Genomic DNA, 26350 nt, shown 5'->3' with positions numbered 1-26350 from the left:
AGGGCAATACTGGAGGAAAATAGTGGCGGCGCAGGGCGGTGCAAGACGCCGCTGGCGCAGTAGTCCCATCGGCTTGGGGGCAACCCCTTGCCGCAATGACGCGTTGACTGTATATTCGTACAGTATAAGACGATATAAGAGGTGTGGATGTCAATAGTGCGAGCTAGCAGCAAAGCAGAAGCGCTTCGGCTTCTCGCATCGAAAGATGTGCTGGCGCTTGAGCTGGACTATGAAACCGGATGGCAGGACGCCGTCGAACTCGGCCGGCTCGGAGAGAAACGCGGCATCAAAGTGCAATACCGCGGACAGGAGAGCATTGCTGTCCATTCGCGCGAAGCCCTGATCGAAGGGCTGGCTAAGACCAAGACCACCTTCAGGCAGCGCAATCTGTATTGCCAGTTTGATCTCGGCACGCTTGCCGACCATGAACTGCTCGATCTCGAAGCCAAGGCGACCCGACTGGGCGACTACATCCTGGCAGGCCATCTGTTAAGGGATGTGGACGGAGTCTGGCCGCAAGAAGCGCAGTAACGCAGACAAAACGTGGCAATACCCAGCAAGACACAGTAATAGGCGTTATTCACGTCAAACGCAGCGGACCTGGCCAATCGCCTCGCCGCTGCCGCGACCCACGGCGCCAGCCCTGCCGCGCGATGCGGCCAGACGCGTTTTTCGGCCGGCACCCGCCGGTACGGGCAGCGAACCTCCTCGCCAGCCATTCCCTTCCGCCCCCCCCAAGTAGTGCAAGGCAGGTCACCCTGTGCCGTCATCACGGCGCAACCGCACTACACTGGAATCCTGCGTGCCGATCTCGCACCACGGCCTGTTAGCGTGGGCGACATGCCGAAAGGAAGAGACAAACCATGACCGACCTGTCCGCCCCCCTTGTCGATGCGCCGCCGAGCGCCGAGGAAAAGCGCAAGCGCATCTACGCGATCGTGGCCGCGTCTTCCGGCAATCTCGTCGAGTGGTTCGACTTTTACGTCTACGCGTTCTGCGCCATTTACTTCGCGGGGTCCTTCTTCCCCAAATCCGATCCCACTGCGCAATTGCTGAACACCGCCGGCGTATTTGCCGCGGGCTTCCTGATGCGGCCGATTGGCGGGTGGCTGTTCGGGCGGCTTGCCGACCGGCATGGCCGCAAGAATTCGCTGCTGATCTCGGTGACGATGATGTGCTGCGGCTCGCTGCTGATCGCCAGCCTGCCTACCTACAACAGCATTGGCGCCTGGGCGCCGGCGCTGCTGCTGGTCGCGCGGCTGCTGCAGGGACTGTCCGTCGGCGGCGAATACGGCACCACCGCCACCTATATGAGCGAGGTGGCGCTCAAGGGCCAGCGGGGATTTTTCTCCTCGTTCCAGTATGTCACGCTGATCGGCGGCCAGTTGCTGGCAGTGCTCGTGGTGGTGGTGCTGCAGCAGTTCCTCGACGAGGCTGAGCTCAAAGCGTGGGGCTGGCGCATCCCGTTCGTGATCGGCGCCGTCACGGCGGTCGTGGCGCTGTTCCTGCGCCGCACCCTGCATGAAACGACCTCCGCCGCCACCCGGGCGAGCAAGGAGGCCGGCACGCTGACGGAGCTGTTCCGCAACCACAAGGCAGCCTTCTTCACCGTGCTTGGCTACACCGCGGGCGGCTCGCTGATCTTTTATACCTTCACCACGTATATGCAGAAGTACCTGGTCAACTCGGCCGGCATGTCGATCAAGACAGCCAGCTACGTGATGACTGGCTGCCTGTTCCTCTACATGTGCATGCAGCCGTTCTTTGGCGCGCTGTCGGACCGCATCGGGCGGCGCAACAATATGCTGCTGTTCGGCGCGCTCGGCGCGCTGGGCACGGTTCCGATCCTGACGACGCTCGGGAGCGTGAAGAGCCCCTTTGTCGCCTTCGTGCTGATCTCCCTGGCGCTGGCCATCGTGAGCCTCTACACCTCCATCAGCGGCATCGTGAAGGCCGAGATGTTCCCGACCGAGATCCGGGCGCTGGGGGTGGGGCTGGCCTATGCCGTGGCCAATGCGATCTTTGGCGGCTCGGCCGAATATGTCGCGCTGGACCTGAAATCGCTGGGCCACGAATCCAGCTTCTACTGGTACGTGACGGCTATGATGGTGATCGTGTTCCTGGTCAGCTTCCGGCTGCCGCGGCAGGCCAAGTACCTGCACCACGAGCACTGACGCGCCAACGCGTCAGATGGGAAAGGCAGCGCGCTGGCGCGCGGCCGCCCGGCTTGCCACGTGCCTGGGGCCCACGGCCAGCTCGATGCCCACGCCGTCGCCAAGCAACAGTGCTTGCGACGCCGTGCGCACGCCCGCGCCACCGCCGAGGTCATCGGCCCGCAGCCCGAACGCCGTCTCGCTCGCCCACATGCCCAACACAGCGCCATCGCGCTTGAGCGTCAGCACGGCCTTGTGCGAGGTATAGGACAGCCAGCGCCGCGCCACGTGATGCACCGGCAGGCAGAGGCGCTCGGCCAGCGCGTCCAGCACGTCGAGGTCCACCGCGCCGGGCAAGGCCAGGCGGCAGGCATTGAGCGGCATCAGCAGCCGGCTGGCAAGGGCATAGGCGAGCCCGCCGGCCGATTCGTCGTCCGGCATGGCCATCAGCTCGGCATTGGTGCATTCCACGTAGTCCAGCTCGCTGCCACCCAGAAGCTGGCGGCCTAGCAGGTACGCAATCATGAAGCGCACATCCGGCGCTGCCAGGCTATCGCTATAGAGAATGGTCCAGGCGCCCGTGCCGGTGCGATACAGCGCGCCATCGAAGCTTTGCAGGCGGGTTGGCTGGACCGAGGAAACCGGATCGTCGCGGCCCAGCGCGCTGGCGGCATCGAGCGCCAGGCGGATGCAGTCCAGCGGCGTGTAGGCGGGCCGCGCGGCGCGGGCCATCAGCGCTTCGATGATCGGGTAGCAAGGAGCGGTGCTATCCGGGCCCGCGTGGTCGTTGCCGGGCGCCGCTTGCGAGGGTGCGGCGTCGAGGCGGCAAGGGGCACGCATGGACGGAAAACCGGCGTAGCGAACGGGAACCTTGAGAGCGGCAATAGCCATCGGGGCAGCCTCCGTTGAGACAACAGGACATTGCGTTGCGCGCGTCCATTGGCCGGGCCGATGCACGCTGCCCACAAGTGGCACTAATGCGGCACGGGCCCTCTCGCGGAGCCCGCCGGCCGTGCCGGCAGGCATCCGCGCCCTCCGATCAGTCGCGCAGCAGCTGCTTGGCGATGATCAGCTGCTGGATCTGCGTGGTGCCTTCATACAGGCGCAGCAGGCGCACGTCGCGATAGAAACGCTCTGCCTTGTACTCAGCGATATAACCGGCGCCGCCATGGATCTGCACGGCGCGGTCGGCCACGCGGCCCACCATCTCGGTGCAGAACATCTTGGTGCAGGAGGCCAGCATGCTGACTTCCGGATCGCTCTTGCCCGGCGTCTTGGCGTCGTAGCGCTGGGCGCAATCGCGCACCATCGACAAGCCGGCGTACAGTTCGGCCTGGCTATCGGCCAGCATGGCCTGGATCAGCTGGAAATCGCCGATCGGCTGGCCGAACTGCTTGCGCTCCTTGGCATAGGCCACGGCATCGGTAATCAGGCGGTGCGCCATGCCGCAGGCCAGCGCCGAGATGTGCAGGCGACCGCGGTCGAGCACCTTCATGGCAGTCTTGAAGCCAACGCCGGGCACGCCGCCGATGATGTTGGCCGCCGGCACGCGCACGTTTTCCAGCACCACGTCGCAGGTCTTGGTGCCGCGCTGGCCCATCTTCTTGTCCGGCTTGCCAAGCGAAATGCCCGGGGTGTTGGCCGGCACGATGAACGAGGAGATGCCCGAAGCGCCGGCACCGCCGGTGCGCGCCATCAGCGTGAAGGCGCCCGCGCGCGGTGCGTTGGTGATGAAGCGCTTGGTGCCGTTGATGATGTAGTGATCGCCGTCGAGCTCGGCCTTGGTCTGCAGCGAAGCCGCATCGGAGCCGGCATTGGGCTCGGTCAGCGCGAACGAGATCACCAGTTCGCCGCTGGCGATCTTCGGCAGGTATTCCTGCTTTTGCGCCTCGGTGCCGTCCATCAGGATGCCCTGCGAGCCGATGCCGACATTGGTGCCGAAGACCGAGCGGAAGGCAAAGGCTGTGTGGCCAAGGTCGTACACCACGTCGCATTCCTGCGACATCGACAGGCCGATGCCACCGTAGTTCTCAGGGATGGAAATCCCGAACAGGCCCATCTCCTTCATGTCGGCAACGATGTCCGCCGGCACATCGTCGGTTTCCTCGAGCGTGTCTTCCGCCGGCTTCAGGCGTTCGTCGATGAAACGCTGCACCGACGCGCGCAGCAGCGAAAAGGATTCTGCATCCAGGCTCATGGGGATCTCCGGTCAAACCAAGCAACGATGTGCCCGACATGGTACGCCGTCACCTGGTTTTGACAATCCCACATGTTTTTAACAGAATGGATAATTCTTTTTGACAATCTGGATAAGAGCACAAAAAGGCATATTCCTGGGTGCCGCTGGCCTCCTGCCGGCTAGCGCCCTGCCGCTTCGGCGGCGAAATCGCTAAGCTCCCGCGCCCGGTCCGCCGTCATCTGCATCAAGCAGGCGGAGGCGTTGACACCGGCGATCGTGCCGCCATCGGGATCGGCCTGGAAGCTGCAATTGGCGTCCCGGAACTTCAGCCAAGCGCGCTGGGCGTCGAGCAATTTTGCTTTCCTGGCGGGCGACAATGCCTGTTGAAGGCTTTTATAAGCGGCATTCAGCGATTTATCCTGCCGCGCCGTCTCCGCCGCGATGCAGTCGTGCATGCCGGCGGTAGTGACATCCGGACGATCCATGCAGGCCCCGTATTGCTTTGACAACAATTTCTCATCCGCCTGCGCGGCAAAAGACGAGCAAAGCAGCAACGCGGAAAGCAGCGCTTTTTTCATATCGGGGCTGGGGGGGGAATTTGGTGAGGGGCGCCATTGGCCTGGCGCAAGGCTCGGCCAATGGCTTACCGCAGTGCCCGCAAAGGGGAAGCTAGCGCCGGCGGGGCCGGCGCCACTGCGTCAATGAGACAGCAATGCGATCAGGCTTCGGCGATCAGGAAGCGGGCACGGTTCTTACCCAGCCAACCCGGTGCGCGGCCACGGCCGGTCCAGGTGGCGCCAGTCTTGGGATCGCGATACTTCGCGGGCAGGCTGGACTTGGGCTTGGCCGCGGCGCCATTCGCGCTGGCAGCCGGGCGGCCCCGGCGGCGCTTCGGGGCGATGTCGTCGGCCGTCAGCTCATATTCCGCCATCAGGCCCTGGATCTGCGCAATAACGCCCGCCACTTCGCTGGCACGCATCTCGGCCAGCTTTGCTTCGAGCGCTTCCTTCTCTGCAATCAGCTGCTTGTAAGTTGCCATTTTGATTCTCCTGGAGCGGTGTTAATTCAATGATAGGGGAAAATTTGCTGGCATAGCCTACCACGTTTGATTAAAGAAAATCCAATCGCGTAAGAAGTTGATACAACCGACCAAATTTGCACAAGAATTGAAAACGCCGTGGACACGCCCAATGCGGGTGCGATTGGACGCCAGAGCGTCCGCATTCCGGATCGCAATGCGGGTTCAGGTATTACCCTATATGCCGGTTTTCTCTGCCATGCCACATCGACGCCATTGGATCCCCCCATTGGTATGCGCCCTAACGGCGCATTCACCCGGCAGTGCGATGACGCAATAGAACCACGTCCCGAAAGGTTCCTGAAAGGACATCACCCCGCATGCATGGAAGCCGCAATTCCCGTTCTGCCACGAAAAATGTACAGACAATGTGATAAAAAAGCCTGTCAGAGCGCGCCCGGCTTTCCCGTAGCTGCCCCCGAACCAGATAAACGCATAGGCCGAAAGCTAAGCAATATCCACTTTTTGGCGCAAGCTCGCATGCATCCACGCCTAGACTCGATCCTGACCTTGATGCCTGGCATTCAAGCCCCATCCATCATTCAAAAACAGGAAATGGCAATCCGCTAGCGCGATGCAAGCCCCGGCGGACCGGCTCCGGCACGGCGTTTGATACGCTGCATTCGCGCTTGCGGAATCAAGTGTTAACTGTTCACTGTCATTCCAATAGGCGCCGGACCGCATTGCACGGAAAGACCGTATGGATTTCTCCTTTCCCGACGGACCGGGCCGGTGATACCGTGCAAAGCGCGCCATTCCAAAGAGAGCTGGCGACGCCAATATCGGGGGAAACGCTATGTCGCACAGTCCGGAGGCAATGGCTGAGACGCCGATAGCACCGCGCGAGTTCCGCCGCTTCGGCGGCGGATTTCAGCGATCTCGATGTGCTTGCCGGCGGCCCGGTGGTGCGCCAGGTCGTTGGCGGCCACCGATGTGAGCGCCGCGCACGCGGGCTATGCGCCCACGCGCCGCGCCTTGCTGGCGGCAGGCATCGCGCTTTACGCGCTGAACCGTAGTGGCAATCCGCTTGCCCCGGACTGGATAAAGCCGCTCTTACGAAAATCATCATCTCGACATAAGGGGGCATAAGAGGACATCAGGGGCATACGGGGACGTAAGTAGAATGCCTCGGCGCGATCCTTTGCGCATTGACCTTTGACGCAAACCCGTTGTCTTGGCTTGTCCGTCTTTAGATGGCGTGCCCACCAGGAACGGCCAGCATTGCTGGTTCACGCAATGGACGCGCGGCGGCTTGATAAACTGTTCGCCATGCCCGTCAACCCCAGCACGCTTTCACCCGGACAAGACCAAGCCACCAAATGGACCTGAACGCCTTACGCCTGTTCGTGGACATCGTCGACGCCGGCAACCTCTCGGCTGCCGCCCGCAAGCTCAAGATGACCCGCGCCAATGTGAGCTACCACCTGAAGGCGCTGGAAGAAGCGCTGGGCGTGCAGCTGCTGCGCCGGACCACCCGGCACGTCGAGCCCACGCCGGTGGGCGCCGGCCTCTACGAGCACGGGCGCAACATCCTCGGTGAAGTGGCGGCGGCCAACGCGCTGATCAACAGCATGGGCAAGAGCCTGCAAGGCCATGTGCGCTTGTCGGTGCCTACCGGGCTGGGGCACTCGATGCTCTCGCCGCTGCTGGTGAAGTTCAAGCACCGTTACCCCGACATCACCCTCGATGTGGTGTTCGACAACCGCATCCACAACCTGGTGTCCGAAGACGTGGAGGTGGCGCTGCGCATCATCTCCACGCCGCCGGACTCGGTGGTGGCGACCGAGATCGGCGCGGTCGAGTGGGTGGTGTGCGGGTCTCCCGGCTACCTGGCCACGCAGCCGCCCCTGCGCGACCTGGCCGATCTCAAGGACCACGCCATCGTCTGCGCCTCGCCCATCGGCCAGAAGCTCAAGGCCTTCGGCACGCGCGGCACGGGCAGCGACGCCGTGCGCGAGCAAGTGGCGCTGGAACCCACGCTGAGCTCGGAGAATTTCGCCTTCCTGAAGGACGGCGTGCTGGGCGACCTGGGCCTGGGCATCTTCCCGCTCTATGCCATCGGCGCGGAACTCGACGCTGGCACCCTGCTGCCCGTGCTGGCGGATTACCACATCAGCGTGTTCGGCAGCCGCCTCTATATGCTGACCATGCCCAACCGCTACCAGACCATGGCCACGCGCTACCTGCTGAACTTCCTCAAGACCGAGCTGCAGGCCCTGTGGCCACAACCGCGCCGGGTACCCCCCATGGATGCGCACGACGAGGCATGACGCGCTACGCATGGCACCCCGGCGCCAGGGGCACCGTCTATAGTAGGAAGCGCAAGGGTCCGTCGCGGCCCTGAGCGCAACGTACAGCGAAGGAGACGCATCATGGCCTTGGCTACCACCCTGGCAAATTGCCTCAACAGCAGGAACAGCCGTTTCGACACCATCCGCCATCCCTACACCCTCAGCAGCATGGCCACTGCGGAGGCAGCGCACGTTCCCGGAGATCGCCTGGCCAAGACCCTGTTGCTGGAGGATGACATCGGCTACGTAGCCGCCGTGATCCCGTCCAGCCATCACCTGAACCTGGCAGCCATCTGCGCGCAATCCGGCCGCACGCTGGTGCTGGCCCACGAAGACGAGATCCGCGAAGTCTTCAAGGATTGCGACCTGGGCGCCATCCCGCCGGTAGCCATGGCCTACGGCATGCACACCTACCTCGACGAAGCCCTGCTGGCCCAGCCCGAAGTGTTCTTCGAAGCTGGCGATCACCAGCAACTCGTGCACATGAGCAGCGAACAGTTCGCGGACCTGATGGTCGGCGCCGAACACGGGCGCTTTTCACGCCACATGATGTAGCGGGCCGAAGCCGCCGGACGGGCCAAATCCGCTCGCCATCAGCTAGGAGCCACTTTGAAGCGAAGCCCGTGGTGTTGTCCAGCACGCAGGCGCCGCGTGGGAAAGGAGAGCACAACAACGCAGATCCGGCTTTGTCGGCGAATTGAAGCACCCGGTTCGCCGGGTGCTTTCTTGCCTTGCGCTGGCTGCCCCACTGGCCTTACTGCAGGCTGATCCCCGACTGCTTCACCAGCTTCTCCGTGCGCGGGATTTCCGCGCCTACCATGGCGTTGAAATCGGCCACCGAACCGCCGCGCGGTTCCGCGCCGGTTGCGGCGAGCTTCTCGCGAAACCCCTGGTCCTTGAGCAGTTTGTTGATCGAGACATTCAACTTGGCCACCACCTCGGCCGGCGTGCCTTTCGGCGCGACAATCCCGTACCAGGGCGCAATATCGAAGCCCGGATAGCCCTGCTCGGCAATCGTGGGAATATCCGGCGCCATCGGCGAGCGCCTGGCATTGGAAACACCCAGCGCGCGCAGCTTGCCCGCCTTCACATACGGCAAGCCCGTCATGATGGTGTCGAAGTACATCGACACCTGCCCGGACAGCAAAGCGGGAATCGCTTCGCCCGCGCCTTTGTACGGCACATGGACGATATCGATGCCGGCCAGCGCCTTGAGCATCTCGCCTGCCATATGCGACGTGGTGCCCGCGCCAAACGACGCATAGGTCAGCTTGCCTGGATTGGCCTTGGCGTAAGCGATCATTTCCGGCAGCGTCTTGAAGGGCAGGCCAGGGCTGGCCAGCAGGATGTTCGGCGTGATGGCCACCACCGCGACCTTCTCGAAGGCGTCTGGATCGTAGCTGAGCTTCTTGTAGAGGAAGCGGTTGGTCACCATGGAAGCGGGTCCCGACATCAGCAAGGTGTAGCCGTCTCCAGGCGCGCGCGCGGCTGCCTCGCTGCCGATCATGGCCGCGGCGCCTGGCCGGTTTTCCACGACGAAGGTCTGGCCGTACTCGCGGCCCAGCCCGATGCCGAGCTGGCGCGTGATGAGATCGGTGGCGGAGCCGGCCTGGAACGGCACGACGATGCGCACGGGTTGGGTGGGCCAGTCGTGCGTGGCTTGCGCCGATGCAGGGGAAGCGGCAACCAGGCCGGTGGCCAGCATGGCCGCCAGCGCGATGGCGCCGGTGCGGTGTTGGAGCAAACGGAAGGACATGGGATTCCTTGCTTCTGGAAATGAAGAAGTGAAGAAGTGAACCGTCGTGGTGGCAGCGACGGGCGATGCGCTTGAATTGCAAGTGCTGTGCCATCTGGCCCGCGACGGCATCCGGGTGCGCGCGGACGCGACGGGGCAGCCCCCGCCGTTACGGTGGTGTTGGGTTGGCTAGCGCACCACGATGGTTGGCCGCGCTTCGCGCCGCGGTGCATCCTGCTTGCGCGGCGCACTGGTTTGGACTGACCCGGCGCGGCGCCAGAACCGTCGCCAATCGGGTGCTCGGGCGCTCAGCCGCTCACGCCACCAGCCTGTGCCACCATCGCGCCCAGCAGCACATTGGCGCCGGCTTCCAGGTGCTCGGGCTTGGCGTCTTCCACTTCGTTGTGGCTGATGCCGTCCTTGCAAGGGACAAAGATCATGGCGGTGGGGGCCACCGTGGCGATGTACACCGCGTCATGTCCGGCGCCGGTGACGATGTCCTGGTGTGTGTAGCCTAGCGCCGCCGCCTGCTGGCGCACGTGGCCCACCAGTTCCGGCGCGAACGGCGTGGGCGGGAAATACTGCACGTCTTCGATCCGCACGCCGAGCGGGTTGCCGGTGGTCTTGCCTTGCGCGAGCGCGTCGCAGGCCGCGCGCAGGCGGGCGTCCATCTCGGCCAGCTTGCCGGCGTCCTGGTGGCGCAGGTCCACCGTGAACTTCACCGTGCCGGGAATCACATTGCGCGAGGCCGGATGGACATCGAGCACGCCGACCGTGCCGCGCCCGTGCGGCGCGAAATCGTGCGCAATGCGCACCACCTCCTGCAGGATGAATGACGCGCCATACAGCGCATCCCGGCGCAGCGGCATCGGTGTGGGGCCGGCATGGGCCTCCATGCCGGTCACGGTCACGTCGTACCAGCGCAGGCCAAGCGAGCCGGTCACCACGCCGATCACGTTTTCGGCGTCCTCCAGCACCGGGCCCTGCTCGATATGCGCCTCGAAATACGCGCCAATCTCGCGACCGCCCACTTCGGCGCTGCCGGCGTAGCCGATGGCACGCAGTTCATCGTCCACGCGCTTGCCGTCGGTGTCGGTCGCATCGAGCGCGGTCTGCAGCGGGAAGATGCCGGCGAACACGCCCGAGCCCATCATCACCGGCACGAAGCGCGTGCCTTCCTCGTTGGTCCAGATTGCCAGTTCCAGCGGCGCCTCGGTCTGCACGCCCTGCTCGTTCAGGGTACGCATGACTTCCAGCCCGGCCAGCACGCCAAAGCAGCCGTCGAACTTGCCGCCCGTGGGCTGCGTATCGATATGACTGCCGGTCATCACGGGCGGCAGGCTGTCGTTGCGCCCCGCGCGGCGGCCGAAAATATTGCCGACCTTGTCAACCGTGACGGTAAGGCCGGCGTCGCGCATCCAGCCCGTGACCAGGTCGCGCCCCTGGCCGTCGAGCGCGGTGAGCGCCAGGCGCGCATTGCCGCCGCGCGGCGTGGCGCCGATGCGCGCCAATGCCATCAACGACTGCCACAGGCGGTCGCCATCGATCTTCAGTGTCGTCATGTCGGCTCTCCTTGTTCAAGCGAAATCGGGTAGCGCAAGAGTTGCGGCACGTGGCTCAGGCCATGGCGGGCACGAGGCCCGACAAGAAGGAATCGAGCGCCGGACCGATGGCCTCGACCTCATAGCCGCCTTCCTGCACCACCACGGTGGGCACGCCGAGCGCATTGACGCGCTCGCCAATGCCGCGATAGGCGTCCAGCCCCACGCGCAGCACGCTGATGGGATCGTGGATGTAGGTGTCGAAGCCCAGTGCCAGCACCAGTGCCTGCGGACGGTAGTCGCGCAGGGCATCGAGCGCGTTGTCGAGCGCGCCGAGGAAGCCGGCGTCCTCGGTGCCATGCGGCAACGGAAAGTTCAGGTTGTAGCCGTAGCCCGCGCCATAGCCGCGCTCAACGGCATAGCCGGTATAGAAGGGGTAGTACGCGCTCGGGTCGGCGTGCAGGGAGATCGTCATCACGTCGGAGCGCTGGTAGAAGATCTGCTGCGTGCCATCGCCATGGTGTGCGTCCACGTCGAGCACCGCCACCTTGTTGAAGCGATTGAGCAAGGTCTCTGCGGCGATGGCTGAGTTGTTGACGTAGCAAAAGCCCACCGCGCGGTCGCTGTGCGCATGGTGGCCGGACGGGCGCGACAGCGAGTAGGCGATGCCTTGCCGGTCTTGCTGCTCGCACACGTACTGCGCGGCCGCCACGGCGCTGTGCGCGGAGCGCAGGATGGAGCGCCAGCTCTGCGGCCCGAGCGGCGCGCTCAGGTCGCCGAGGTAATAGCCGGCCTGGGCAATGATGGAATCCGTCGGGCATGGCACGCGGCGCGGCTGGTCCACGCGGCCGTTGTAGTAGGGCGAAAGATTGGGCAGCACTTCGATGCCCGGCTCGAACCCGGGCCGCGCCAGCGCCATCCAGCGCTCGTACGCATAGCCAAGAAAATCCAGATACGCCGGGCTATGCACGGCCTCCAGCGGCGCGCGGCCAAAGTCGGCCGGCTCAGCCAGCGTGATGCCGCGCCCGGCCAGCGCGCGTTGCAGCGCGTGGGCCCGGGCGGGCACGTCGGTGGGTTCGCACAGGCGGCCCGCACGCATGAACTGGCGGGGCTGGTGCAGCAGTTGGTCATCCGAGAAGAAGGCGCGCATGATTTCTTTTGGTGAGACTCACGGTTTCCCGGCTGCGGGAGGCGGCGCAACTGGCTTGATCTCGATTTCCACGAACACGCAGTCGCCTTCGTGCGCGTTGATCACGTTGTGCTCGACGCCCGCGCCGCGGTAATAGGCGTGGCCCGCCACGAGCTGGCTGACGACTTCGCCGGCCGGCGTCTCCAGCCGCAGCGCGCCGGTGGTCATCGGCACCACCACGTAGTCGTAGCCGTGGCGGTGATGCCCGGTCTGCGCGCCCGGCGCAAAGCGCCACTCGGTGACGACCACGCGATCATTGTCGACCTGCACGGTGGGTACGGCCTGGGGTCTGCTCATGGCGGTTTCTCCTGAAAACGCGTTGCGTTGGGCTGAGGGCTTAGCGGTCCACGCCGCCCATGCAGAGGTACTTGACCTCCAGGTATTCCTCGATGCCGTACGAGGAGCCTTCGCGGCCCAGGCCGGATTGCTTGACGCCACCGAAAGGCGCCACCTCGTTGGAGATCAGGCCGGTATTGATGCCCACCATGCCGTACTCCAGCGCCTCGGCCACGCGCCAGATGCGGCCGATGTCGCGGCTGAAGAAGTACGAGGCCAGGCCGAACTCGGTATCGTTGGCCATGTTGACCACTTCCTCGTCGCTGGTGAAGCGGAACAGCGGCGCGAGCGGGCCGAAGGTTTCCTGTTTGGCCACCACCATGTCCGGCGTGACGCCGGCCAGCACGGTGGGCTCGAAGAACGTGCCGCCCAGGCTGTGGCGCTTGCCGCCCGTGAGTACGCGCGCGCCTTTGCCCAGTGCATCGGCAATGTGCTGCTCCACCTTGGCGACCGCGTCTTCATTGATCAGCGGGCCTTGCAGTACGCCGGGTTCCAGGCCGTGGCCAACCTTGAGCTTGTTCACCGCGGCGACCAGCTTTTCGGCGAAGGCGTCGTACACCTTGTCATGCACGTAGAGGCGGTTGGCGCAGACGCAGGTCTGGCCGGCGTTGCGGTACTTGGAGGCCATGGCCCCTTCCACGGCGGCGTCCAGGTCCGCGTCGTCGAACACGATGAAGGGCGCGTTGCCGCCGAGTTCCAGCGACAGCTTCTTGATGGTGGGCGCCGACTGGCGCATCAGGATGCGGCCGACTTCCGTGGAGCCGGTAAAGCTGAGCTTGCGCACCACCGGGCTGCCGGTCAGCTCGCCGCCGATCTCGATCGAGCTGGCAGCGTCGCCCGTCACCACGCTCAGCAGGCCAGCGGGCAAGCCCGCGCGTTCGGCCAGCAGCGCCAGCGCAAGCGCCGACAGCGGTGTGTCTTCAGCCGGCTTGAGCACCATGGCGCAACCCGCCGCCAGCGCCGGGCCCGCCTTGCGCGTGATCATGGCCAGCGGGAAGTTCCACGGCGTGATGGCCGCGCACACGCCAACCGGTTCCTTGACCACCAGCAGGCGCTTGTCGGACGCGGGCGTGGCCAGCACGTCGCCGTGGACGCGCTTGGCTTCCTCGGCGAACCATTCCAGGAAAGAGGCGGCGTAGACGGCTTCCCCGCGCGCCTCGGCCAGCGGCTTGCCTTGCTCGGTGGTCATCAGCATGGCCAGGTCGTCGGCATTGGCCAGCATCAGGTCGTACCAGGCGCGCAGCACCTGGGCACGCTCGCGGGCCGTCTTGCGGCGCCATGCGGCCTGCGCCACGCGGGCCGCCTCGATGGCGCGGGTGGTTTCCGCCGCGCCCATCAGCGGCACGGTGCCGATCAGCGAACCGTCGGCGGGGTTGGTCACGGGGAAGGTGGCGCCGCTGTCGGCGTTCTGCCACTGGCCGCCGATAAACGCTTGCGAGCGTAGCAGGGTGGGGTCTTTGAGTTGCATGATCGTTCTGACTCTCTGTCCGTTCGTGGATTGATTCGCGGATGGATTCGTGGATGGATTCGCGGCTCAGCGCGTAAGCACATCGGCCAGGATATCCAGCCCTTCGTTCATCACCGCATCGGAAATCGTCAGCGGGAACAGGAAGCGGATCACATTGCCGTACACGCCGCAGGACAGCAGCAGCAAGCCTTGCTCCAGCGCGCGGTTCTGCACCTCGCGCGTGAACTCCGCGTCCGGCGCGCCGTCGGCGCGGCGGAACTCCACCGCCACCATCGCGCCCAGGCCGCGGATCTCGGCGATCTGCGGCACGCGCGCTTTCAGGGTTTCCAGCCGCTCGACCAGGCGCTGGCCGAGTGCCGCGCCACGCGGGATCAACTGTTCGCCTTCCAGTACGTCCAGCACCGCCAGGGCGGACGCCACGGCCAGCGGATTGCCGGCATAGGTACCGCCCAGGCCGCCGGGCGCGGGGGCGTCCATCACTTCGGCACGGCCGCACACCGCCGACAGCGGCATGCCGCCGGCCAGGCTCTTGGCCATGGTGGTGAGGTCGGGCGCCACGTCGTAGTGCTCCATGGCGAAGAGCTTGCCGGTACGGCCGAAGCCGGTCTGCACTTCATCGGCGACAAGCAGGATGCCGTGCTCGTCGCAGATCGCGCGCAGCGCCTTGACGAAGGCCGTCGGCGCCACGTTGAAGCCACCCTCGCCCTGCACCGGCTCGAAGATGATGGCGGCCACGCGCTTGGGATCCACGTCGGCCTTGAACAGGTGCTCCATCGCCTTGAGCGAGTCCTCCACCGACACGCCATGCAGCGCGCACGGGTACGGCGCGTGGAAGACCTCGCCGGGGAACGGGCCAAAGCCCACCTTGTACGGCACCACCTTGCCGGTCAGCGCCATGCCCATCATGGTGCGGCCGTGGAAGCCGCCGGAGAAGGCGATCACGCCCGGGCGGCCGGTCGCGGCGCGGGCGATCTTGATGGCGTTCTCCACAGCCTCGGCGCCGGTGGTGAAGAACGCCGTCTTCTTGGCCGAGCGGCCCGGCGCGCGCTGGTTGATCCGCTCGGCCAGCTCGATATAGCTGGCGTACGGCACGATCTGGTAGGCGGTGTGCGTGAAGCGCTCAAGCTGGCGTTGTATGGCTTCGACCAGGCGCGGGTGGCGGTGGCCGGTGTTGAGCACGGCGATGCCGGCGGCGAAGTCGATATAGCGCTTGCCTTCCACATCCCAAATCTCCGAATTCTCGGCGCGCTCGGCGTAGAAGTTGCACATCACGCCAACGCCACGGGGCGTGGCGGCATCCTTGCGGCGAACCAGTTCGGCGTTCTTCATCTGTTGCTCCATCGTTGATATCGGTTGTGCTGTCGGGGTCGTGCTGTTGGGCTCAGGCAGCGGCGCGGATCAGGGCCGGGTCCCACTCCTTGCCGGGAATCGCGGCGATCAGCCGCTGGGTGTAGGCATGCTGCGGCGCGTCGAAGATCTGATCGGGCGGGCCGGACTCCACCACGCGGCCCTTGTGCATCACGATCACGTGGTGGCAGATCTGGGCGGCCACGCGCAGGTCGTGGGTGATAAAGATCAGGCCGATGTTCAGCCGTTTTTGCAGGTCGCTCAGCAGTTGCAATACCTGCGCCTGCACCGAGACATCCAGCGCGGAGACGGATTCATCGGCCACTAGCAACTTGGGATCCAGCGCCAGCGCGCGCGCAATGCCGATGCGCTGGCGCTGCCCGCCGGAGAACTGGTTGGGATAGCGGTCGAACGCGGAAGGCTCCAGGCCCACCAGCTGCAGCAGCTCACGCCCGCGCGCCTGGGCCTGCGCCAGCGGCACGCCATTGGCCACGGGGCCATCCGTGATGATGCGGCCCACAGTATGGCGCGGGTTCAGCGAGGCGAACGGATCCTGGAAGATCATCTGCACATCGCTGCGCAGCGGGCGGAACTGGCGCTCCGTCAGCCGGGCGATGTCCTGGCCGTCGAACAGCAGCTCGCCGCCGTCGATGCCGGTCAGCTTCAGCAGGCATTTGCCGATGGTGGACTTGCCCGAGCCGGATTCGCCAACGATGCCGAGTGTTTGCCCGCGCCGCACGCTGAAGCTCACGCCGTCCACGGCGTTGACCACGCGCTTCTTGCTGAACAGGCCGCCGCCGGAGGAATACGTCTTGCGCAGGTCGCGCACTTCCAGCACGGTCTCTGCCGCCTGCTGGTCGCGCGCCTTGGCGCGCCCGTGCGGCACGGCGCTGATCAGCCGGCGGGTATAGGGATGCTGCGGATGGTTGAGCACCTGCTGCACCGGGCCTACCTCCACCAGCACGCCCTTCTCCATCACCGCGACGCGATCGGCGATTTCCGCCACCACGCCGAAATCGTGCGTGACAAACATCACGCCCATGCCCTTGTCCGCCTGGATGCGCTTGATCAACGCCAGGATCTGGGCCTGCGTGGTCACGTCCAGGGCAGTGGTCGGCTCGTCGGCGATCAGCAAAGCCGGCTCCAGCGCGAGCGCCATGGCGATCACCACGCGCTGGCGCTGCCCGCCGGACAGGCGGAACGGATAGCTGTGGATCAGCGTGGCCGGATCGGGCAGGCCGACGAACTCCAGCAGTTCCAGCACGCGCTTGGTCCGCGCCTCGCCGGGGTAGGCGTCGTGCACGCGCATGACCTCGGCAATCTGGTCGCCCACCGTCATCACGGGGTTGAGCGCCGACAGCGGCTCCTGGAACACCATGGCCATGGCCTTGCCGCGCATGGACAGCAAGGTCTGCTCATCCTGCGTGAGCAAGTCCTTGCCCTGGAACAGGATCTGGCCACCCTGCGGCTTCAGGTACGGCGGCAGCAGGCCCATGATGGCGTTGGCGCTCATCGACTTGCCCGAGCCGGATTCTCCGACGATGCAGAGAATCTCGCCGGCGTGCAGGTCGTAGCTGACATCCCTCACCGCGTGCGCACGGTCACCGCCCGCAGGCAGCGCAATGGTGAGGTCGCGCACGGATAGCAGCGGTAGCTTGTCTTGTGCTTGCATGGTGGCGTCTTCCTTGTCGTTACTCGCCACGGCGGCGCAGTTGCGGGTTCATGGCGTCGTTCAGGCCTTCGCCGATCAGATTGATGGACAGCACCGTCAGCAGGATGGCCACGCCGGGCCACACGCTCATCCACCAGGCTTCGCGGATCATGGTGCGGGCCGCGCCGATCATGAAGCCCCAGCTCATCATGTTGCGGTCGCCCAGGCCCAGGAAGGACAACGCGGATTCCGTCAGGATTGCCGTAGCCACCATGAAGGAGGCCGACACGATGATGGGCGACATGGCGTTGGGCAGGATCTGCGTGAGGATGATGCGCAGCGGTTTCTGCCCGATCACCACCGCAGCCTGCACGAACTCGCGCTGCTTGAGCGTGAGGAACTCGCCGCGCACCAGACGCGCCACCGGCGGCCAGGACACCACCGAGATGGCCGCCACGATGGAGTAGATGGTGGGATTGAAGATCGCCACGATCACCACCGCCATCGCCAGTTGCGGGATGGTCTGGAAGAACTCGGTAAAACGCATCAGCGCGTCGTCGATGCGTCCGCCGCAGTAGCCGGCCACCGACCCGATCAGGATGCCGAACACCAGCGCCACCCCGGTGGAGATCACGCCCACCAGCAGCGAGACGCGCGCGCCGTACAGCATGCCAGCGGTGATGTCGCGCCCGAGCATGTCGGTGCCAAAGGGAAACGCCGCGTCGGCAAACGGACGCACCAGCGGATCGCCCACCATCAGCCAGGGCGACTCCTCGTACAGCACCGGCGCCAGCAGCGCCACGGCGACCACCAGCAGCAGCACGACCAGGCCGATCACGGCGCCGTAGTTGCGGCAATAACGTTGTGCGAAGGCTTTCATGCCGTGGCTCCCTTGCCGCCCACCGAGATGCGGGGGTCGATGAAGCGGTAGACGATATCGGTCACCAGGTTGAAGAACACAACCAGCGCCGAGGTGACAAAGAAGATGCCGAGCAGCAGCTGGTAGTCGCGTTGCAGCAGGGCGTCGAACATCAGCCGGCCAATGCCCGGCCAGGAGAAGACGGTCTCGGTCAGCACCGCGCCGCCGGCCATCTGGCCAAGCTGGATGCCGGCAAAGGTAATGACTGGCAGCAGCGCGTTGCGCAGCACATGCACGCGGATCACGCGGCCAGCGGGCACGCCCTTGGCGCGCGCGGTCTTGACGAAGTCCATGCCCATCACTTCCAGCATCGAGGCGCGGGTCAGGCGCACGTACACCGCCATGAAGAAGCAGCCGAGCGAGACGGTGGGCAGGATCAAGTGCAGCGCCACATCCTGGATGCGCGCCAGCCCGGTATAGCCTGCGCCAATGGTTTCCATGCCAAACGCCGGCAGCCAGCCCAGCACCACCGAGAACAGGATGATGGCCATCAGCGAAAGCCAGAACAGCGGCGTGGCGTACAACAGCAGCGCCGCGGACATCACCGCGCTGTCGATCCAGCGCCGCTTGTTCTCATAGCGCGTGCGCGCCGAGATCACGCCGAGGAACACGCCAAGCACGATGGAAAAGACAAAGGCACCGCTCATCAGCACGATGGTGGCGGGCAGCCGGTCCAGGATCAGGTCGAGCACCGGCAGGTGATTGCGATACGAGTAGCCGAGATCGAGCTTGGCCACGCCCTTGAGGTAGATGCCAAGCTGCGTGAGCACCGGCTGGTCCAGCCCGAACTGCTGACGCAACTGGCCAACGAAGGCGGCATCGCCCGCACCGGCCTCACCCGCCAGCACGGTGGCGGGGTCGCCAGGCGCCATGCGGATCAGGAAGAAATTGATGATGACCACGCCGAGGACGACCACGAGGGCCTTCCACAGTCGGGATAGCAGGAAAGAGAGAAAATTCACGGCATGCTCCACGCGCGCGCCGGGCGGATGGCCCGGCGCGTGACCGTACTGGCTACTTGTTACCTGGGTAACGGCGTACTCCGGCGTACTCAGTTCTTCTCGATGGAAACGTTGTCGAACGACTCGTTCAGTCCGATGGCGGTGGTCACGAGGTTCTTCACGTTCTTGCGATACAGCGTGGGGAACTCCAGCTCGAACAGGTTGCCCGCGGCCACTTCCGTCATCAGGATCTTCTGCACCTGGCTATAGAGCTTCTGACGCTCGGCCGGGTCCATGGTGACGCTGGCCTTGGCCCAGAGTTCATCGGCCTGCGGATTGCTGTAGCCCTGCACATTGGCGAACGGCGTGCCCTTGACGATGTTCTTGGTCACGTAGAGACGTTCCACGCCCAGCGCCGGATCGCCGTACTGGTAGGTGTACGTGGCGGTCAGGTCGAAGTCCCAGTTGCTGACGCGGGCGGACCACGTACCGGCGTCGGCGGACTCGATGCTGACCTTGAAGCCAAGCTGTTCCAGCATCTGCTTCATGTACTCGTCAAGCCGGTCCCAGTTTGCGCCATAGGATGACGACAGGATCTTGACCGGGTACTGGCCCACGTTGACGCCGGACTCCTTGATCAGCTCGCGCGCCTTCTTCAAGTTGAAGTCATAGACCGGCGTGCTCTTGTCGAAGAACAGCGTGGCGGAGGCGAACGGGCTGACCGCCGGCTTGCCCATGCCGAAGAAGATGTTGTCCACGATCATCTTGCGGTTGAGCGCGTGCATCACCGCCTCGCGTACCTTGACGTTGTTGAACGGCGGCTTGCGCATGTTCATCAACAGGTTCGACATCGGCGAGAACAGCTCCCAGCCCTTGGTGGTGTATTCCACATTAGGCAACGCGCGCAGGCGCTTCACGTCCACGTTGTCCACGTCGCCGCCGCGCAGCACCTGCACGTCGCCCTTCTCGAAGGCCACCGCGCGCGAGGCCGAGTCCGGGATCACGTAGAACACCAGTTCATCCAGGTAGGGCTTGCCCTTCTTCCAGTAGTTGGGGTTCTTGGCCAGCTTGATGTAGGCGCCCTTCTTCCATTCCTTGAACATGAAGGGGCCGGTGCCGACAGGCTTCTGGTTGGCCGGGTTGTTGCGGTAATCCGTGCCGTCGTAGATGTGCTTGGGCATCATCGGCATGGTGCCGGTCTCGAACATCGAGATAAACGGCGGGAACGCTTCCTTGAGCTTGATCTCGACCGTGCTGTCATTCACGGCGCGGATCGATTCCATGTATTTGTTCAGCACGGCGCGCGTACGCACATGCACTTCGCGCAGCATCTTGTCGATCGAGAACACCACGTCGGCGGACGTGAAGGGCTTGCCGTCATGCCACTTCACGCCACTCTGCAGCTCGAACGTGTAGGTCAGGCCATCGGCCGAGATCTTCCACGACTTGGCGAGTTCCGGGTGCGGCTTCAGGTCCGGGCCGTAGGTCAGCAGGCCCTGGTAGATCTTGCCGGCGACATATTGCGTGGGCGCCTGCGAGTTCATCGCGCTGATCAGGATCGGCGGCTCGGGTTGCACGATGCCGGACAAGGTGCCGCCAGCGGTCTGCGCGACCGCGCTGCCCGCGGGCAATAGTGCCGGTGCCAGGGCCAGGCCGGCGGTTGCCAGCGCCATCGACACCAGGCTTTTACCAAAGCTCTTTTTCAGGTGTTGGGTGAGGTGTTTCATCGGTCAGTTTCCTGTGGTGGTGATCGTGATCTGCGGATACGCGAAGGCGATTTGCTGCGTGGACTTCAAGCGCTGACCGGCTCTACGCCGCACCAGTCGTGCATGAACTGCGCGAGCGTGGTCGTAACGCGCACCATGCTCTGGATGGAAACCGACTCGTCGATGCCATGGATGTTGCGGGCCTGCGGGCCGTAGCACGTCACCGGCGTTTCCAGCATCAGGCGGAAGTGCCGCGCGTCGGTGGTGGCGGTGGTGGCTTCGCGCCGCACCGCTTCGCCATTTACCTTGCGGTGGGCCTCGCCGAGCGCCTGCATGCTGGGCACATCGAGATCGAACTCGCAGCCCGGGGCGTGGAAGCCTTCGTAGCGGAGTTGGAGCGTGAGGTTGCTGGCCAGGCGCTCCAGCGTGCCGCGCACACAGGCTTCGACGCGCGCCTTGGCATCGGTCACGCTCATGGTCGGGTAGAAGCCGATGCGAATGCCGAGCGTGCAGGTGCAGGGCACCGACGAGTTCCATTCGCCGCCCTGGATCTGGCCGAGGTTGAAGTTGATCGGGTGCGCGTGGTCGCGATAGACGGTGGGGCGGTTCTGCGGCAGGTTCCACTCGGCCTCGAGCTTGCGCAGGTCGGCCATCACCGCGATGCCGGCCTCCACCGGGTTCACGCCGGTGGTCATGTAGGCGGCATGCGCCGGGCGGCCGGTGAGTTCGACAAACATCCAGAACACGCCCATCTGCGCGCTCATCAGGCTCTCGCCCAGCGGCTCGGGAATCACAACGGTGTCGAACGAGGCCAGCTTGCCGGCGCCCACCGCGCTGGCGAGCGCGGCCACGGTAGCCAGCGCGCCGTTCCCCGTGTTCTCCTCTTCGAGCACGGCGTTGAAGCCGACCGCGCCGGCGGGCTGCACGCCGAGATCCTTCAGCGCCTTATAGGCGGCAAGCGTGCAGATGATGCCGGCCTTCATGTCGCCCGCGCCGCGGCCAAACAGCCAGCCGTCCTCGACAAACGGCGCATAGGGCGACTGGCGCCACATCGACTCCGGGCCGGTGGGCACCACGTCCAGATGGCCGTTGAACAGCACGGAGCGGCCGCCCTTCGTCGCCGGGCGATGCGTGGCCAGCAAGTTGTAGCGTCCGCCGTCCGGACAGCATGGCGGCGAGAACAGCGGCAGGTCCTTCAACGTCTCGCTGCGCAGGTAGATGCGCTCCGGCTCCAGGCCCAGCTCGCGCAGCGCGCCCTCCATGAACGCCACGGCCGGCTGTTCCTGCCCGGAAGGGCTGGGCGCCGCCACGAACTCCGACAGCGTACGGACCATGTAGGGCTCGAGCGCGCGCACGGCGGCGGCGATGGCATCGGTGGAAAGCGCGGGGCTGGCGGGCGTAGCGGTGGGACGTTGCATAAGTGGCTCCACTGGCTGTGCGGGGCGCGTGGTTGGAACGTGCCCTGAGGGGTCGAATCGGCCTGATCGGCAAAACGCCGTTGAAAAAAACGACGATCGAAACAAGATGTGTCGAAACTTAGCCGATCATTGGTACCATACATAGATCCATATTTTTCTTTTCACGCGGGGCCACTTTGAAAGAGACGATTTTGTCGGAGCTGCTGCTGCAGCGTCTGGAGCGGCCCGCGGATGGTGCTGCGGATAAAAACGGCGCGCATATGAACCGCCAGCTCTACGAGATCATTCGGCAGGAAATCCTTGCTGGGTCTTTGGTTGCGGGTAGCAAGCTGCCTGCGTCGCGCCTGCTTGCGAAGGAGATAGGGGTTTCCCGCAATACCGTGCTTTATGCATTTGAGCAGTTGCTGGCGGAGGGCTATGTCACCGCCGCTAGCGGAAGTGGCACCTTCGTGTCGCAGAGTTTTCCCGACCATAGTGCATTGCACAACATCAGAGCGAAAAATGGCACCATGCCAGTGCTCGCGGCGCAGCAAAATCCGAACCGCTTCGCGCTTTCGCGGCGCGGGCAGCATCTGGTGTCGCATTCCGGTGCGTCGGATCGCCAATGGGGTGCGTTCGTCTCCGGCGTACCCGACGTTTCGTTGTTTCCGCACGCGGTCTGGGCACGGTTGCTGAACAAGCACTGGCGCGCCCCCAAGCCCGAGCTTCTGACGTATGCGCACAACGGTGGCTACCTGCCGCTGCGCCGCGTGATGGCCGAGCACCTGCGGCTGGTGCGCTCGGTGCGCTGCGAGCCGGAGCAGATCATCCTGACCACCGGCATCCACCAGGCCATCGACCTCATCGCGCGGCTGCTGGGCGATGTCGGCGACAAGGCCTGGATGGAAGACCCCGGCTACTGGGGCACGCGCAGCCTGCTCAACAGCGCCGGCATCGAGACCATCCCCGTGCCGGTGGATAGCGAAGGCCTTGCCCCGGATGCGGCCACGCTGCAGAACCCGCCGCGTTTTATCTTTGCCACGCCGTCACACCAATATCCGCTGGGCATGGTGATGAGCTTGTCGCGCCGGCGCATGCTGCTGGAATATGCGCGCCAGCGCGGCGCGTGGATCGTGGAGGACGACTACGACAGCGAATTCCGCTTCGAGGGCCGCCCGCTTGCCTCGCTGCAGGGGCTGGATGAGCACGACCGCGTGATCTACATGGGCACGTTTTCCAAGACGCTGTTCCCCGGCCTGCGCATGGGCTTCATGGTGCTGCCCAAGCCGCTGGCGCCGCATTTCGCAACAGGGCTGTCGGAGCTGTTCCGCGAGGGGCAGCTGGTGCAGCAGGCGGTGCTGGCCGACTTTATCGAGGAGGGGCATTACGCCACGCATATCCGCCGCATGCGGCAGCGCTACGCGCAGCGCCAGGGGCTGCTGCGCGAGGCCATCGCCACGCGCCTGGGCGCGGACTGGCCCACCTCCACGCATGAAGCCGGGCTGCACATGGTGATCCACCTGCCGCCGGGCGCCGACGACCTCGGCATCAGCATGGCGGCGCGTACGCAGGGCTTGTCGACGCGGCCGCTGTCGCGCTATTTCGCGGACCCCGCGCGGGCGACCAACCAGGGCTTGCTGCTGGGATATGCCTGCGTGCCGGACGACGAGATCGCGCCGGCCTTCCACAAACTGGCGGAGGTGATCGAACCCGCGCTGGAGCATCTGGCGCGCACGCAGGCGCCACGCCGCGCGCCGGTGGCGGGGATCAACCGGGAGGCCTGGAGCGGTGCTTGAGTGTGTTGATGCGAGTGCGGGCACAATAGCCGCCAACCCTACCTGGAGCTGCTGACATGACCGTCGACAAAGACTACGCGCTGTTCGATGCAGGCACCGTGACGCTGCAATCCGGCCAGGCCTTCCCCGGCATGCAGCTCGCCTACAAGACCTTCGGCACGCTGAACGCCCGCAAGGACAACGTGATCGTCTACCCGACCTCGTTCAGCGCGCAGCACTACGACACCCAATGGCTGGTCGCGCCGGGCGGCGTGCTGGATCCGGAACGCTACTTCGTCATCATCCCGAACCTGTTTGGCAACGGCCTGTCGGCGTCGCCGTCGAATGCCGCGGCACGGTTCGCGCCGGGCGCCTACCCCTGCGTTACCCACCACGACGCCGTGGCGGTGCAGCGCAGGCTGCTGCAGGAGGTGTTCGGCATCGAGACGATCGCCCTGGTGTACGGCTGGTCGATGGGCGGCATGCAGGCCTACCACTGGGGCGCCTGCCATGCGGACATGGTCAAGCGGATCGCCGTGGTCTGCGGCAGCGCGCGATGCTCCCCGTTCAACCAGGTTTTCCTCGAAGGCGTCAGGGCCGCGCTCACTGCCGATCCGGCATTCAGGGACGGCCGCTTCACCGAGCCGCCGCGCGCGGGGTACCGCGCCATGGGCCGCGTGTACGCCGGCTGGGCGCTGTCGCATGCGTTCTACCGCGACGAGCTGTGGCGGCAATCGGGCTTTGCCTCGCTGGAGGATTTCCTGGCGAAGACCTGGGACGTCAATTTCTTGCGCCGTGACGCCAACGACCTGCTGGCGCAACTGTGGACGTGGCAGAACGGCGATATCAGCCGCTGCGACGCTTTCGGCGGCGATCTGGACCGCGCGCTGGCGGCGATCAGGGCGCACGTGCTGCTGATGCCCGGCCAAACCGATGCTTACTTCCAGGCCCAGGACAACGCCGCGGAAATCGGCAAGCTCACCGGAGCCCGCACTGCCACGCTGCGGCCGATTCCCTCGGACTACGGGCACCGGGCCGGGAACCCGCACAACATCCCGGCCGACCGCGCCTTCCTGGCCCAGGCGATCTCGGCGTTCCTGGCGGGCTGAGCCCCATTGCGGTGATGGTGCCATCGTCACCAGCCCGATTGGCCCTTAACGCTGTGCCCATCCTCCCATAGCATTAGCACCCTTCTCCTTCACACACACCGCACATGGCAAGCCCCGCTCCCCAACCCGCCCCGTCCTCCGCCCTGCTCAGGGAACTCGCCACGCTGCTGGACGCGCCCGGGCTGCAAACCGGCGACGCCATCGAAACGCGCTTTCGCAAGGACTGGTATGCGCCGCTTGGCGCGGTGCCGCCGCTGGCGGTGGTGCGCCCGCGCAATACGGCAGAAGTGGCCGCCGTGCTGGCGCTGTGCCACCGGCTGCGCCAGCCTGTGGTGCCCCAGGGCGGGCTGACCGGCCTGGCCGGCGCCGCCACGCCCGAAGGCGGCGAACTGGTGCTTTCGCTGGAGCGCATGCGTGGCGTGGAAGAGATCGATGCGCAGGCCGGCACCATGACCGTGATGGCCGGCACCACGCTGCAGGCGGCGCAGGAAGCCGCGCGCGCGGCCGGCTGGCTGCTGGCAGTGGACCTGGGCGCGCGCGGCAGCTGCCAGATCGGCGGCAATATCGCCACCAACGCGGGCGGCAACCGCGTGATCCGCTACGGCATGATGCGCGACCAGGTGCTGGGCCTGGAAGCGGTGCTGGCCGATGGCACGGTGGTGTCGTCGCTCAACAAGATGCAGAAGAACAATGCCGGCTACGACGTGCGCCAGCTCTTTATCGGCAGCGAAGGCACGCTGGGCGTGATCACGCGCGCCGTGCTGCGGCTGGCGCCGCTGCCCTGCGCCACGCAGACGGCGCTGTGCGCGCTCGAGACCTACGATGACGTGGTGCGCCTGCTGCGCCATGCGCAGCGCAAGCTCTCGGGGCGGCTGTCGGCCTTTGAGGTCATGTGGGCGGATTTCTACGGGCTGGTGACCACGCGCGTGCCGGGCGTGCGCGCGCCGCTGCCTGCCGGCCATCCTTTCTACGTGCTGCTTGACCTGCAGGGCAACGACGGCGCGCAGGACGCGCCGGTCTTCGAGGGCATGCTGGAATCTGCGATGGAAGCCGGCCTGATCCAGGATGCGGCGATCGCATCCAGCCACAAGGAAGCGCAGAGCTTCTGGCAACTGCGCGATGCGGTGGCCGAATTCCCGGTGATGTGGTCGCCCAATGCGGCCTATGACGTCAGCCTGCCGATCGGCCGCATCGGCGAATTCGCCGAGACGCTGCGCGCCCGCTTGCTGGCGGTGTGGCCGCATGCCGAGCCGGTCAACTTCGGCCACGTGGGCGACAGCAACCTGCACGTCAGCGTGTACCTGCCCGGCGCCACCGACCACGACTTCCCCGAGCATGAGATTTCCGACGTGATGTACGGCGTGGTGCGGGAGTTCGAGGGCAGCGTCTCCGCCGAGCACGGCATCGGCTTTCACAAGAAGCCCTACCTGCACTGCTCCCGCACGCCGGAGGAGCTGGCGCTGATGCGGCTGCTCAAGCGCGCGCTGGATCCGCACAACATCCTGAGCCCGGGGCGGGTGTTTGATCTTGCGTGA

At 65.4% G+C, this 26350-nt stretch carries 23 protein-coding genes; 8 read left to right on the top strand and 15 right to left on the bottom strand.

Translation table 11 applies throughout. The features are described 5' to 3' along the window. The first annotated feature begins 147 nt into the window (after nt 1–147). Both AB4061_RS08740 and AB4061_RS08735 read left to right on the top strand, forming a co-directional pair. Nucleotides 148–531: a hypothetical protein gene (locus tag AB4061_RS08740; RefSeq protein ID WP_006159736.1), complete on the top strand. Its 384-nt coding sequence runs from the start codon at nt 148–150 to the stop codon at nt 529–531. 332 nt (nt 532–863) lie between these two features. Then, entirely contained in the window at nt 864–2174 is a 1311-nt protein-coding gene (locus tag AB4061_RS08735; protein WP_441632772.1) for an MFS family transporter, read from the top strand. A 12-nt stretch (nt 2175–2186) separates the two neighbouring features. On the opposite strand, the gene AB4061_RS08730 is transcribed toward AB4061_RS08735, so the two are convergent. The 4 genes from AB4061_RS08730 to AB4061_RS08715 form a co-directional block, all read right to left on the bottom strand. Then, nucleotides 2187–3044, bottom strand: coding sequence for a hypothetical protein (locus AB4061_RS08730; RefSeq protein ID WP_441632770.1), 858 nt, complete (start codon nt 3042–3044; stop codon nt 2187–2189). A 148-nt stretch (nt 3045–3192) separates the two neighbouring features. Then, the gene (locus tag AB4061_RS08725) at nt 3193–4350 is read right to left on the bottom strand and encodes an acyl-CoA dehydrogenase family protein (protein WP_150986502.1); all 1158 of its coding nucleotides are present in this window, start codon (nt 4348–4350) and stop codon (nt 3193–3195) included. A 161-nt stretch (nt 4351–4511) separates the two neighbouring features. Further along, a complete protein-coding gene (locus AB4061_RS08720) occupies nt 4512–4910 on the bottom strand; it encodes a lysozyme inhibitor LprI family protein (RefSeq protein ID WP_441632768.1) in 399 nt (132 codons plus the stop codon). 140 nt (nt 4911–5050) lie between these two features. Then, complete coding sequence (locus tag AB4061_RS08715) at nt 5051–5371, bottom strand: H-NS histone family protein (protein WP_441632766.1); 321 nt, start codon at nt 5369–5371, stop codon at nt 5051–5053. Nucleotides 5372–5509: 138 nt separating this feature from the next. Here AB4061_RS08715 and AB4061_RS08710 point away from each other — a divergent pair, with 138 nt between their 5' ends. From AB4061_RS08710 to AB4061_RS08700, 3 genes are all read left to right on the top strand, one after another. After that, nucleotides 5510–5980 (top strand): hypothetical protein, encoded by a 471-nt coding sequence (locus AB4061_RS08710; RefSeq protein ID WP_441632764.1) that lies wholly within the window; start codon nt 5510–5512, stop codon nt 5978–5980. 749 nt (nt 5981–6729) lie between these two features. After that, nucleotides 6730–7680, top strand: coding sequence for a LysR family transcriptional regulator (locus tag AB4061_RS08705; RefSeq protein WP_441632762.1), 951 nt, complete (start codon nt 6730–6732; stop codon nt 7678–7680). Between the two features lie 102 nt (nt 7681–7782). Beyond that, entirely contained in the window at nt 7783–8256 is a 474-nt protein-coding gene (locus AB4061_RS08700; RefSeq protein WP_441632760.1) for an aminoacyl-tRNA deacylase, read from the top strand. A gap of 199 nt (nt 8257–8455) precedes the next feature. Here the strand turns inward: AB4061_RS08700 and AB4061_RS08695 are convergent, their stop codons facing one another. The 11 genes from AB4061_RS08695 to AB4061_RS08645 all read right to left on the bottom strand — a co-directional run bounded on the left by AB4061_RS08695 (nt 8456) and on the right by AB4061_RS08645 (nt 21952). Further along, nucleotides 8456–9457: a Bug family tripartite tricarboxylate transporter substrate binding protein gene (locus AB4061_RS08695; protein ID WP_441632758.1), complete on the bottom strand. Its 1002-nt coding sequence runs from the start codon at nt 9455–9457 to the stop codon at nt 8456–8458. Between the two features lie 287 nt (nt 9458–9744). Continuing rightward, a complete protein-coding gene (locus AB4061_RS08690) occupies nt 9745–10998 on the bottom strand; it encodes a Zn-dependent hydrolase (protein WP_441632757.1) in 1254 nt (417 codons plus the stop codon). Nucleotides 10999–11053: 55 nt separating this feature from the next. After that, the gene (locus AB4061_RS08685) at nt 11054–12127 is read right to left on the bottom strand and encodes a histone deacetylase family protein (protein WP_441632755.1); all 1074 of its coding nucleotides are present in this window, start codon (nt 12125–12127) and stop codon (nt 11054–11056) included. An 18-nt stretch (nt 12128–12145) separates the two neighbouring features. Beyond that, nucleotides 12146–12463 carry a cupin domain-containing protein gene (locus tag AB4061_RS08680; protein ID WP_441632753.1) on the bottom strand — a complete coding sequence of 106 codons (318 nt, stop codon included), beginning with the start codon at nt 12461–12463 and terminating at the stop codon, nt 12146–12148. A 40-nt stretch (nt 12464–12503) separates the two neighbouring features. Beyond that, nucleotides 12504–13970 carry an NAD-dependent succinate-semialdehyde dehydrogenase gene (locus tag AB4061_RS08675; protein ID WP_441632751.1) on the bottom strand — a complete coding sequence of 489 codons (1467 nt, stop codon included), beginning with the start codon at nt 13968–13970 and terminating at the stop codon, nt 12504–12506. Between the two features lie 66 nt (nt 13971–14036). Beyond that, complete coding sequence (locus AB4061_RS08670) at nt 14037–15299, bottom strand: 4-aminobutyrate--2-oxoglutarate transaminase (RefSeq protein WP_441632749.1); 1263 nt, start codon at nt 15297–15299, stop codon at nt 14037–14039. Between the two features lie 52 nt (nt 15300–15351). Next, complete coding sequence (locus AB4061_RS08665; RefSeq protein WP_441632747.1) at nt 15352–16989, bottom strand: ABC transporter ATP-binding protein; 1638 nt, start codon at nt 16987–16989, stop codon at nt 15352–15354. A 19-nt stretch (nt 16990–17008) separates the two neighbouring features. Then, the gene (locus AB4061_RS08660; RefSeq protein WP_150986491.1) at nt 17009–17848 is read right to left on the bottom strand and encodes an ABC transporter permease; all 840 of its coding nucleotides are present in this window, start codon (nt 17846–17848) and stop codon (nt 17009–17011) included. Next, a complete protein-coding gene (locus AB4061_RS08655) occupies nt 17845–18849 on the bottom strand; it encodes an ABC transporter permease (protein WP_441632745.1) in 1005 nt (334 codons plus the stop codon). The genes AB4061_RS08660 and AB4061_RS08655 overlap by 4 nt, the downstream gene beginning before the upstream one ends. A gap of 89 nt (nt 18850–18938) precedes the next feature. Further along, nucleotides 18939–20555, bottom strand: a complete 1617-nt coding sequence (locus tag AB4061_RS08650) for an ABC transporter substrate-binding protein (protein ID WP_441632743.1) — start codon at nt 20553–20555, stop codon at nt 18939–18941. Between the two features lie 65 nt (nt 20556–20620). Further along, nucleotides 20621–21952 carry an ArgE/DapE family deacylase gene (locus tag AB4061_RS08645; protein WP_441632741.1) on the bottom strand — a complete coding sequence of 444 codons (1332 nt, stop codon included), beginning with the start codon at nt 21950–21952 and terminating at the stop codon, nt 20621–20623. A 176-nt stretch (nt 21953–22128) separates the two neighbouring features. Between AB4061_RS08645 and pdxR the strand changes: the two genes are divergently transcribed. The 3 genes from pdxR (at nt 22129) to AB4061_RS08630 (ending at nt 26350) form a co-directional block, all read left to right on the top strand. After that, on the top strand, nt 22129–23727 hold the full coding sequence (gene pdxR / locus AB4061_RS08640) for a MocR-like pyridoxine biosynthesis transcription factor PdxR (protein WP_441632739.1): 1599 nt from the start codon (nt 22129–22131) through the stop codon (nt 23725–23727). A 56-nt stretch (nt 23728–23783) separates the two neighbouring features. Next, entirely contained in the window at nt 23784–24815 is a 1032-nt protein-coding gene (locus tag AB4061_RS08635; protein WP_441632737.1) for an alpha/beta fold hydrolase, read from the top strand. Between the two features lie 104 nt (nt 24816–24919). After that, nucleotides 24920–26350 carry an FAD-binding oxidoreductase gene (locus AB4061_RS08630; RefSeq protein WP_441632735.1) on the top strand — a complete coding sequence of 477 codons (1431 nt, stop codon included), beginning with the start codon at nt 24920–24922 and terminating at the stop codon, nt 26348–26350.

Origin of the sequence: Cupriavidus sp. YAF13, from assembly GCF_052113425.1 — a bacterium.
Classification (GTDB): Bacteria; Pseudomonadota; Gammaproteobacteria; order Burkholderiales; family Burkholderiaceae; genus Cupriavidus.
The sequence above is the reverse complement of the archived record's forward strand: the minus strand, read 5'-3'. Positions and strand labels throughout refer to the sequence as shown.

Coding starts and splice junctions, on each gene's coding strand:
- AB4061_RS08695 (WP_441632758.1), bottom strand. CDS start 9,457: ATGTCCTTCCGTTTGCTCCAACACCGCACCGGCGCCATCGCGCTGGCG.
- AB4061_RS08680 (WP_441632753.1), bottom strand. CDS start 12,463: ATGAGCAGACCCCAGGCCGTACCCACCGTGCAGGTCGACAATGATCGC.
- AB4061_RS08705 (WP_441632762.1), top strand. CDS start 6,730: ATGGACCTGAACGCCTTACGCCTGTTCGTGGACATCGTCGACGCCGGC.
- AB4061_RS08645 (WP_441632741.1), bottom strand. CDS start 21,952: ATGCAACGTCCCACCGCTACGCCCGCCAGCCCCGCGCTTTCCACCGAT.
- AB4061_RS08675 (WP_441632751.1), bottom strand. CDS start 13,970: ATGCAACTCAAAGACCCCACCCTGCTACGCTCGCAAGCGTTTATCGGC.
- AB4061_RS08685 (WP_441632755.1), bottom strand. CDS start 12,127: ATGCGCGCCTTCTTCTCGGATGACCAACTGCTGCACCAGCCCCGCCAG.
- AB4061_RS08660 (WP_150986491.1), bottom strand. CDS start 17,848: ATGAAAGCCTTCGCACAACGTTATTGCCGCAACTACGGCGCCGTGATC.
- AB4061_RS08730 (WP_441632770.1), bottom strand. CDS start 3,044: ATGGCTATTGCCGCTCTCAAGGTTCCCGTTCGCTACGCCGGTTTTCCG.
- AB4061_RS08630 (WP_441632735.1), top strand. CDS start 24,920: ATGGCAAGCCCCGCTCCCCAACCCGCCCCGTCCTCCGCCCTGCTCAGG.
- AB4061_RS08725 (WP_150986502.1), bottom strand. CDS start 4,350: ATGAGCCTGGATGCAGAATCCTTTTCGCTGCTGCGCGCGTCGGTGCAG.
- AB4061_RS08650 (WP_441632743.1), bottom strand. CDS start 20,555: ATGAAACACCTCACCCAACACCTGAAAAAGAGCTTTGGTAAAAGCCTG.
- AB4061_RS08735 (WP_441632772.1), top strand. CDS start 864: ATGACCGACCTGTCCGCCCCCCTTGTCGATGCGCCGCCGAGCGCCGAG.
- AB4061_RS08670 (WP_441632749.1), bottom strand. CDS start 15,299: ATGAAGAACGCCGAACTGGTTCGCCGCAAGGATGCCGCCACGCCCCGT.
- AB4061_RS08720 (WP_441632768.1), bottom strand. CDS start 4,910: ATGAAAAAAGCGCTGCTTTCCGCGTTGCTGCTTTGCTCGTCTTTTGCC.
- AB4061_RS08715 (WP_441632766.1), bottom strand. CDS start 5,371: ATGGCAACTTACAAGCAGCTGATTGCAGAGAAGGAAGCGCTCGAAGCA.
- AB4061_RS08700 (WP_441632760.1), top strand. CDS start 7,783: ATGGCCTTGGCTACCACCCTGGCAAATTGCCTCAACAGCAGGAACAGC.
- AB4061_RS08635 (WP_441632737.1), top strand. CDS start 23,784: ATGACCGTCGACAAAGACTACGCGCTGTTCGATGCAGGCACCGTGACG.
- AB4061_RS08690 (WP_441632757.1), bottom strand. CDS start 10,998: ATGACGACACTGAAGATCGATGGCGACCGCCTGTGGCAGTCGTTGATG.
- AB4061_RS08740 (WP_006159736.1), top strand. CDS start 148: ATGTCAATAGTGCGAGCTAGCAGCAAAGCAGAAGCGCTTCGGCTTCTC.
- AB4061_RS08665 (WP_441632747.1), bottom strand. CDS start 16,989: ATGCAAGCACAAGACAAGCTACCGCTGCTATCCGTGCGCGACCTCACC.